Genomic DNA, 2,098 nt, shown 5'->3' with positions numbered 1-2,098 from the left:
AAAGTCTTCCCGAACATATGGTTCCCTCCGCTTTTGTCGGTTTGTCGCGCTTGCCGCAGACCCCGTCTGGCAAGATTGACCGGAAAACTCTGCCCGATGTGGAAGGGGTTACTGTCAAGACCGATTATGTTGCTCCGCGCAGCGAGCGGGAGGCAGTCATGTGCCAAATCATGCGGAATGTGATTTCTCATGACCGGCTGCATCTGGACCGGGTCGGAATCGACGATCAGTTCTTTGACATTGGCGGGCACTCGATTTTCGCGGCCCAGTTTGCCATGCGCCTGGAGAAAGCCTTGGGGACCCATGTACCGGTTCGGCTTGTGTTCGAATGCCCGACAGTACGCCAGATGGTGGGCCGGCTGGATGAGAGTTTCGGAGAAAGGCTGCCGCCGGTTGTGGCTGTGGATCGGACGGCGCCGGTACCGGCCTCATTTGAACAGGAACGGATGTGGCTGGCAAATAGCCTGTACGCAGGCCAGCCAGTTTACAATGAAGGTCTGCCTCTGAAGATCACAGGACCTGTTGATACAGAGGCGCTTTTGATAGCGGTTCAGGGTATCCTGGACCGATATGAGACCCTGCGAACCAGGCTTGTGAGTGAAGATGGCCGTCTTTACCAGAGGATTGACCCGGTTGGAGCGCTCAAGGTGGTGTTTGAAGACTGGAGCGGCGGAGCGCTTCCAGTTGAGCAGGTTGAACAGGCCGCACAGGAGCGCTGTGCCAGCTTAATTGCGGCCCCTTATGACCTTGGTGAAGACCATCCCTGCCGGGCCTTGATCTTGAAACTATCCGATGAGTGTCATGTCTGGTGTTTGGCAACTCATCACAGTGTCGGCGACAACTGGTCCTTGGGCCATGTCATGCCGTCGGATATCTTTGAGCTCTACACGGCAGCGGTCGAGGCGCGTGCCCCGGAGCTGCCCAAGATTGCCTTGCATTATGCTGACTATGCCGCTTGGCAGCGCTCGGATGCGATGTCGGAGATCCTGACTACCGAACTTGCATGGTGGAAGACCAAGCTTGAAGGCGCGCCGGAAGTGATCGACCTTCCCAGTGATCGGCCCCGTCCGGCAAAGAGGGATCACCAGGGGAGCCGGATTGCCACTGCGGGCTTTGACAAGGTGGAGTGGCGGGCGATTGAAGACTATGCGGTCCGCCACAACGGCACACCGTTCATGGTGTTTGTGGCCGCCCTTTCCGGACTATTGTCCCGCGTGACCCTGTCTACGGACATTGTTTTAGGCACGCCCCATGTGATGAAACCGGACGCGGCCCTTTGGGATGAGTTTGGCTATTTCGGCAATACACTGGCGCTCAGGACGGAAGTGGATGGTCAGGCGAGCTTCGACCACTTGTTCGAACTGGCTCGCACAACGGTGAACGAGGCCTTTGACCATCAATATGTGCCGTTTGAACAGGTCGCGGCGGCTTTGAGTGCAAAGCCATCCAACGCGACACCGGTGTGCCAGGTTCTCTTGGTCATGCACGCCTATCTGGATGAAGGAGCGTTTGACAGGCCGGACATGGCATTTGGTTTACTCGGCAACACCCATCCGCAGGTTTCCAAATACGATCTGGCGCTCAACATCAATCCGGGAGCAACCGGTGTTGATATGTCTGTTGAGTATGCCACGGACCTGTTTGACGAGACAACGATCCAACGCTTGGGTGAGATGTTGCAACGGTTTTTGACCGCTGCTTTGGCAACTCCTCAGACCTCCGTCACCGCTTTGCCACTAGTGGACGAGGCGGAGCGGGAACTTTTGCTGCACGATTTTAATAACACTGCTGCCGACTATCCGCTAGAAAAGACCGTTATTGATCTGTTTGCGGAGCAGGTTCTGACACGTCCGGATGCTTGCGCGGTGATCGATGGCAACCGGGAGCTGTCTTATGGCGAACTGGACGCAGCCTCGAACCGCTTGGCGCGCTATCTAATGACACAAGGGGTTGGCCCGGAGCGCGTGGTCGGCGTGTGCCTGGAGCGTTCAGCGCAGCTGATCATCGCGCTCCTTGCAATCTGGAAGGCGGGCGGCGCCTACCTCCCGCTTGACCCGGACTATCCCCCGGAGCGACTTGCCTTCATGCTGGAGGATGC

At 57.3% G+C, this 2,098-nt stretch carries 1 protein-coding gene; it reads left to right on the top strand.

Going from position 1 to position 2,098, the window contains the following annotated elements; genetic code table 11:
• A partial coding sequence (locus E1297_RS02515; protein WP_155133489.1) for a condensation domain-containing protein occupies positions 1-2,098 on the top strand: 2,098 nt, incomplete at both ends.

It is taken from the genome of Roseibium sp. RKSG952, from assembly GCF_009711355.1.
The sequence above is the reverse complement of the archived record's forward strand: the minus strand, read 5'-3'. Positions and strand labels throughout refer to the sequence as shown.